This is a genomic window from Azospirillum sp. B506 (genome assembly GCF_000333595.1).
GTDB lineage: Bacteria > Pseudomonadota > Alphaproteobacteria > Azospirillales > Azospirillaceae > Azospirillum.
In genome coordinates, this window is sequence record NZ_BADK01000113.1 from 1 (window position 1) to 7,973 (window position 7,973).

The 7,973-nt window shown below is 65.9% G+C and carries 4 protein-coding genes; 3 read left to right on the forward strand and 1 reads right to left on the reverse strand.

What is annotated here, in order from left to right; all coding sequences use genetic code 11:
* Positions 1–2,799, reverse strand: a 2,799-nt coding sequence (locus I71_RS04025) for a LodA/GoxA family CTQ-dependent oxidase (RefSeq protein ID WP_042690968.1), incomplete at its 3' end; no start/stop codon positions are given.
* Positions 2,800–3,125: 326 nt separating this feature from the next.
* Here I71_RS04025 and I71_RS04030 point away from each other — a divergent pair.
* The 3 genes from I71_RS04030 to I71_RS04035 all read left to right on the forward strand — a co-directional run.
* Positions 3,126–4,655, forward strand: coding sequence for a malonyl-CoA synthase (locus I71_RS04030; RefSeq protein WP_042690970.1), 1,530 nt, complete (start codon positions 3,126–3,128; stop codon positions 4,653–4,655).
* A gap of 640 nt (positions 4,656–5,295) precedes the next feature.
* Positions 5,296–5,454, forward strand: a complete 159-nt coding sequence (locus I71_RS35545; protein WP_083896953.1) for an MbtH family NRPS accessory protein — start codon at positions 5,296–5,298, stop codon at positions 5,452–5,454.
* Between the two features lie 322 nt (positions 5,455–5,776).
* The coding region (locus tag I71_RS04035) for a TonB-dependent siderophore receptor (protein WP_042690972.1) at positions 5,777–7,973 on the forward strand (2,197 nt) is incomplete at its 3' end.

Consider the following 7,973-nt stretch of genomic DNA (forward strand, 5'->3'; position numbering starts at 1 on the left):
GCGGCGGGACAGCTTCGCCCCTTCCGGGTCGGTCGGGCCCGGATTGACTTCGACCACGCCGAGATGGTCGAAGTGATGGATCATGTTGTTGATCTGGTCGGTATAGCTGGTGGTGCCCAGCGGTGCTACCCAGGCGGCGCGGTTGGCGAAGGCGGCCAGACGCACCTGGGGCGGCTGACTGGCATCCATCACGATCCGGTAGTTCTCCTTGGTCAGCACCTCGTTCGGCACGCGGGCCGGCCAGAAGGTGGGGACATTGGGATCGTAGCTGGCGTCGTAACCCGAGCGGCAGCTGCCGGTGTCGGTCTGCCACGGCACCGCCATCCAGCGGGTGATGCCGCCCGGCAGCTGGCCATAGAGCGGACCGTTGGGGATGGTCACCGTGTCGCTGGACAGGATGGCGCCCATGCCCGGCTCAACCCAGCCCTTCGGCGCATGGGCGAAGCGGAACGGCGCCATATACAAGGTGGAGGCACGGACCGGCCACGTCATCTCGCAGCCGGGATGGAAGGCATCGGCGAGGCAGAAGTCCAGTGCGGCGCGGGTCAGCACGTCACCCTGCTCGTCCAGCGGCACCTGATCGAAGTCGGTGTAGACCGGGACCTTGCCCCAATCGTCGTCGAAGTCGCCGGCGACCCACTGGTCGAGGAAGCCCAACTGGGTCTTGGTCAGCGCGGTGTATTGGCGCGGAGTCTGGGCTGGCGGGATGTTCATCGCGTCGCCATAGACCCAGGGCCAGGGCATCGGCGACCAGCTGTCCACCGTGTCATGGCGGAAGGAGTTCTTCAGCACCCGCCGGGTTTCCTGGTTGGCGAGGCTGCGGTCGTTCAGCCGGGCGATCCATTCCGGCTTGGTGAAGTCGTTGGCGGACTTCCAGCCGAAACCGGCGGCGAAGCCGGCATTGACCCATTGCAGCCCGGTCATCCGTTCGAACACCGGGTAGATGTCGCGAGTGAAGGAGGGGCGGGCCGGCTTCGGCAGGGTGCCGGCCTGGATCGCCACGTCGCGCATCAGGTCCCACATGGTGCGGACCGACTTGCGCTGCGGCCCGTAGTTCGGTGGGGCCACCACGATCCAGGCGGGTGTGACGGGCAGCTCCATGCCGTTCAGCTTGACCACCGCATCGACCGGACCGTCGGCGGTGTCGTCATGCCAGCCCTCGTTGTTGCCGAAGGTGATCGCCTTGGTGCCGTTGTAGGAGGCGGAGAAGCCGCGCCCGCCGGTGACCAGCAGGCGGTGGTCGCCTTCCTCGCACCACATGCGGCCGAGATAGACCGGCTCGCCCTGATGCATGAATTTGCCGGCGACCAGCTTGCGGCTCTGCTTGCCATGGCCGGCATGGATCGTCTGCTCGCCGGCATCCAGAACAAGCGCCTCGCGGTCGGCGACGGTCGGGTTGCGCAGCGTGGTCGGGTCGGCCGAGGCCGCTTCCGGAATGTCGAGCGCCAGCTGGAAGCCGTACCAGGCCGATTTCTTGTTGGCGAGATGGACCTTCCAGGTGACGTCGGCGCCGCTGTCCGGCGCCGTCAGCTCGCGGACGATCCGGCCCATGGCGTTGACGCCATAGATGCGGAAGCGCGCGGCCTGCGGCAGAAGCCGGCCTTCGGCGTCACGGTAGGGGTTCTGCGCCGGGTCGTCGCCGGCCATCAGCGGCTTGGGATCCGGCACTTCGGGGCCGACGACATAGCCCTTCGGCGCGTTGCCGACGCGGGCGACGCCGATGGACGGATAGATCACCGCCTTGACGATGCAGTCGTCCTTGGGCAGCGGCGGTGCTTCGGTGCGTGGCACCGTCGGCTGTTCCAGCGGCTGGCCATTGGCCTGATGGCGAACATCCGCACCGTGGTTGTAGACCAGCTTGCGCACTGCGGCGATGCTGCCCTGCGGAGCCTGCTCGACCGGCGTGCGCCAGATGTTGAAGGCCAGTTCCTGTCCATAGTCGCCCTGGCCGCGGGCGCAAACATCCTGTTTCGGCAGGATCAGCGTCGCCACCGGCTGGTAGGGGTATTCGTCGGTCGGCCATTCCTCCGTCGCCTTGTCCAGCGGATAGCCGGCGCTCTTGGGGACCACCTGCACCATGAAGGTGAAGCGGTAGTCGTCCTCCAGCAGCCGGTTGGCGAGGTCGGTGGCGAGATAGTTCTTGTCGTCGGTCGGCACATTGACCGCCGGATGGCCGGGCGGTGTCGCTTCCGGCACCAGGGAATATTTGGCGTAATGATCGGGGCCGAAATCGAAGGGCAGGATCGCCCAATATTGGGTGGTCAGCACGCTGCCGTCGACCTGGGCCGACATCGCATTCAGGATGTCGTTGGTCTTCGGGTGCGTAGTGAGATAGCTGGGATAGTCGTTCAGGACCACGCCGGCATAGGTGAACTCGCACATCTCCTCGGCGTTGTCGACGAAGAAGACCGGGTAATTCTGCATGATGAAATCGGCGACGTCACCCTGCTCGCCCAGCGCGTTGACGCCATCGACGCCCCAGACCTTCAGCCCGATGCCGAGCGTCGATCCCAGATCCGGGGAGGTCGGGCCGGTGTCGCTGGAAAAGCGCACCCAGGCCGACAGATCGTCCCTGGCGAAGACACCGACACGGAGCGACTCCGGCCGGTTCGGATCCATCACCAGCCGGCCATGAGCGGCGCCGTGCAACTTGCGGAAAACCGCGCGTTCCGCCGGCTTCTGGCCCAGTGCGATGCGCTTCATCTGGCCCATGCGGATGAACATCTCGTCCAGCCGCTGGGTGGCATTGGTGGCGCAATCGAAGCAGGGGGGACTCTTGGTGGGATCTTTGGCCGTCATTCGCTCCGTCTCCTGTATCGTCCGGCGCCGCCGCCGGGGCGGGGTGGTGGTTGGGGCGGAAAGTTGTTTTCCGAACATGATTTTCCCGTCCACTGTGTTGTGCCTAATCAAGCACTTCGCCGATTTCCACTATAAATAATCAGTATTGCAGATATTTAACTGTTTTTCGGGAATGTATGGAAATGAATCATTATCAAGGTTGAGAAGATTGCTGGAAGTGTCGCGCTCAAAGTGGTGGAGTCATCGATGTGGGACGTCCCACAGTCCTCCACCCTGTCCCGCTCCGGTGTATGATGGGCGATCCGTTCCGCAGGGATCCGACCAGAATGACCGAAAACTTCTTCGACATCGTCGCCGCACGCTTCCCCACCGATGCCGGCACCCCGTTCATCGAACTGGACTCCGGCAAGCGCTACAGCTATCGCGACCTGATGGAGACCAGCGGCCGCTATGCCCGGCTGCTGACGGAGTTGGGTGTCGACAAGGGCGATCGGGTGGCGGTGCAGGTGGAGAAGTCGGCGGAGGCGGTCTTCCTCTATCTCGCCTGTCTGCGCGCCGGTGCCGCCTATCTGCCGCTGAACACCGCCTATACCAGGGCGGAGGTCGGCTATTTCCTCGGCGATGCGGAGCCGGCGGTCTTCGTCTGCACGCCGGGCAATCTGGCGGGGCTGGCCGACACCGCGAAGGGGGCGGGGGTGGGGGCGCTGTTGACGCTGGGCGGGGACGGCGACGGCAGCCTGCCGGAACGGGCGGCCGGGCTGGATCCGGCCTTCGACACGGTGGCCTGCGCGGCGGACGATCTGGCGGCGATCCTCTACACCTCCGGCACCACCGGGCGGTCGAAGGGGGCGATGATGAGCCACCGCAACCTGTCCTCCAACGCCGCCACCCTGCATCGTATCTGGGGGTTCCGGCCGGACGACGTGCTGCTGCATGCCCTGCCGATCTTCCACACCCATGGCCTGTTCGTCGCCACCAACTGTGTGCTGATGAACGGCAGCGGCATGCTGTTCCTGTCGAAGTTCGATGCGGACGCCGTGTTCCGCCTGCTGCCGCGGGCGACGGTGATGATGGGGGTGCCGACCTTCTACACCCGGCTGCTGGCCGACCCGCGCCTGACTTCGGAGGCGGCTGCGCATATGCGCCTGTTCATCAGCGGCTCCGCCCCGCTGCTTGCCGACACCCACCGCGAGTTCGAGGCGCGCACCGGCCATGCCATCCTGGAGCGCTACGGCATGACCGAGACCGGCATGCTGACCTCCAACCCGCTGGACGGCGACCGCATCCCCGGCACCGTCGGCTTCCCTCTGCCCGAGGTGTCGGTGCGGGTCGCCGACGAGAAGACGGGGGAGCCGGTTCCCGATGGCGATGTCGGTGTTCTGGAGGTGAAGGGACCGAATGTCTTCTCCGGCTATTGGCGCATGCCGGAGAAGACGGCGCAGGAGATCCGCCCCGGCGGCTGGTTCATCACCGGCGATGTCGGGCGGATCGATGGGCGCGGCTATGTCCACATCATCGGCCGCGCCAAGGATCTGGTGATCTCCGGCGGCTTCAACGTCTATCCCAAGGAGGTCGAGACGGTGATCGATGCCATCCCCGGCGTGGTGGAATCGGCGGTGATCGGCGTTCCGCATCCCGACTTCGGCGAGGCGGTGATGGCGGTGGTGCTGCGCCGGCCGGACGGGATGGGCGGCGGTGTCGACGAGACGGCGGTGATCGCAGCCTGCAAGGAGCAACTGGCGAACTTCAAGGTGCCGAAGGCGGTGGCCTTCGTCGATGAGCTGCCGCGCAACGCCATGGGCAAGGTGCAGAAGAACCTGCTGCGGGAGACCTGCAAGGACCGCTTCGCGGGCTAGGTGGGGGCCAGGGGCAATCGCGACGAAGCGGCTTCCTCCCAGCGCCCGCCAGGCGATCCGACTCCACCTCCGAACGGACGGCCTGGGCGGTGATATCGGCATGGCGGACCAGCCTGCCGGCATATTCCAGGCGCAGCGCCAGCGTGTCGCGCCCCACCTCCGCCAGGGTCAGCGGCGCCCTCATCCGCTCACGGTTACCGACATCGCGGAAGGATAGGGTGGCCCGCTCGCTCTGCCATCGCGAGTCGTCGACCGGGTCGTTCTCGAAGATCACCATGCTGTCGGAGGGAGCGGTGCCGGTCCAGCTTTGCAGGAGCGGCGGCAAAAAACGTCTTTACTGAAAATAATAATCGTTCGCATAATGGGGCGCGGCATTGCATCCTGCCGACCGGTGGACCTCAATTGCGGCGGGTGCCGTTACCGGGTTGGCCAAGCAGCGGGGCTGGGGCGGCAGAAGCACTGGGCATCTCGCAGCTATTGCCTGCACCGTCCTTCAGCCGGTCGGACCGTTCGCCTACTGCAAATCGTCTTGCAAATAAGAATCAATCTCATTATGCCAGAAAGTGGCACGTGATCTTCGAGGCTGGCCTTCCTCGAAAGCGATCATCCCATCCGCGTCCTCACCTGAAGGAGCTTCGGCATGAGCTGGGACAGCCCCGACACGCTATTCCACGTCGTGGTGGACGAGGAGGAAGAGCATTCGATCAGGCCCGACCATAAGCCGGTGCCCGCCGACTGGTGCGCCGTCGGCGTCAGCGGCTCCACGGAGGACCGCCTCGCCCGTGCCGAGCGGGTGTGAGCCGACATGCGCCACCGAATCCCGCATCCAGTTCCGCAGTCCGACCGGCGCTGACGCGATCGGACCGGACGTCCTGGTGCTGTCCAAGGTCATCGGCGGCAGCCTACCGCCATCGGTGCTGTTTGCCGGCAATCCCAGCCTGTACCGCCGGCCTGTACCGGCAGGGCTGCTGCGACGCGACGCACGGCCTTGGCGACACCTTGCACTCCATCCTGCCGATCCGCGCGCAGGAAATCGCCGCGGCCCTGACCGGGGAGCCGGAGCCGCGGCCAATCAATCCGCAAACTGACATCAGCATTGTGACGAATGGGGGATCATCGGAATGAAGACGAACAGGCAGCCCGGACGCCTTGGGGGCAGGGGGCGCGTCCGCCTGCTGGCGTCGGTCGCGGCGGCATCCTTGCTGCTGCCGGCCGTGGCCATGGGCCAAGCGACAACCTCCGGCACCGGGGCGGCTGGCGGTGGGGCGACCGGCAGTGGGGGGGCTGCATCGTCGGGGGCGATGACGCTGCCGTCGATCGACGTCAGCGCCGAGCGCCAGCGTGACGCCAACCCGCCGACCAGCGTCGGCTCCAAGCTGCCGCTCGCCCCACGCGAGGTGCCGCAGACCGTCACCACGGTCCCGCGCGAGCGGATCGAGGAACAGAAGCTCATCACGCTCGAAGACGCGATGAAGCAGACACCGGGCGTCACGGTGGAGCCGATCGACGGCAACCGCCTGCAGTTCTATTCGCGCGGCTTCGAGATGACGAACCTGCAGTTCGACGGCGTGCCGACGACGCTGGACAGCCGCATCTTCGCCTCGCCCGATCTGGCGATGTATGAGCGGGTGGAGGTGCTGAAGGGGCCGGCGGGTCTGTTGAACGGCATGGGCGGCCCCGGCGGCGCCATCAACCTTGTCCGCAAGACGCCGAAGAAGACGCTGGAAGGCTATGGCGAGCTGACCGCCGGTTCCTATGCCAATTACCGCGGCGAAGGCGACATCACCGGGCCGCTGAACCAATCCGGCAGCCTGCGCGGGCGCTTCGTCGGCGCCTATCAGGACCGCAACGGCTTCCAGGACTGGACGACGCAGGACCGGGCGGTGGCCTATGGCAGCATCGCGGCCGACCTGACGCCCGACACCACCCTGACGGCCGGCGCCTGGTATCAGCGCATGAGTTACAAGGGCGCCTGGAACCTGCCGGGCTATGCCTCGGTGGTGAACGGACAGCCGCAGTTGCGGCTGCTCGACGTCGACCGCTCGACCTCGCTGGGCGAGGAATGGAACCGCGACATCTTCACCACCAAGGGCGGCTTCGCCGATCTGGAGCACAAGTTCGACAATGGCTGGGCGGTGAAGCTGGCCACCCATTACATCGACAATGAGATGGACCGGAAGATGGCCTACGCCTATTCGCCGGTCACGCCGGGGGTCAACCGGACGACGCTCTATGCCCAGAAGGTCCGCTACGATCAGGATCAGATCGGCGCCGACCTGTCTGCCAGCGGCAATTTCAGGCTGTTCGGCCAGACCCACGAGGCGGTGGTCGGTGCCAATTACGAGCGCTGGACCTTCCGCCACCGCGCGGCCAATCCGGTCGGCAGCTGGTCGGTGACGCAGAACATCTTCTCTCCCAACGCCTCCGCCGCCGAACCGGTCTGGCGGGACTGGCAGAAGGACACCAAGACCACCACCGACAGCTGGGGCACCTATGGCGTGCTGCGGCTGAAGCTGGCCGACCCGCTGAAGCTGATCGTCGGCGGGCGGATGAACTGGTGGCAGACCAAGGTCGATGCCGACGCGCTGGCCGGCACGCCGGAAAGCAGCGCCTCCGTGCGTGGCAAGGTCACGCCCTATGCCGGCCTCGTCTACGACGTCAATTCGACCTATGCGCTCTACACCAGCGTGACGCAGATGTACCAGCCGCAATCCCTCGTGGATGCGTCGGGCAAGGTGCTGGAACCGCTGAAGGGGCGGCAGTATGAAGCCGGCGTCAAGGCCGACTACTTCGGCGGACGCCTGCACGCCACCGCGTCGGTCTTCCACATCGAGGAGGAGAACCGGGCGCAGTCCGATCCGCGCTTCCCCAACCAGTCGATCTACATCTCCGGCGGCAAGGCGCGGAGCCGCGGTTTCGAACTGGATGTCTCCGGCGAGATCCTGCCGGGCTGGGACGCCTATGCCGGCTACACCTTCACCCGTGCCAAGAGCCTGGACAGCAGCGCCAACTCCGCCAGCGCCTTCACCGCCATCGCGCCGATGCACCAGATCAAGCTGTGGACCAACTACCGCCTGCCTGAGAGCATCGACGACCGGCTGAGCGTCGGCGGTGGCGTGACCGCCCAGACCTCGATGTACAACGAGTTCCCGTCGCTGAATTATGCCCGTCTGACCCAGGGCGGCTATGCGACGGTGGACGCCCGTGTCGCCTATGACGTGACCGAGAAGGTCACGGCCGCGGTCAATGTCAAGAACCTGTTCGACCGCACCTACTACCAACGCATCAACAATGTGCAGTCGGGCAACATCTATGGCG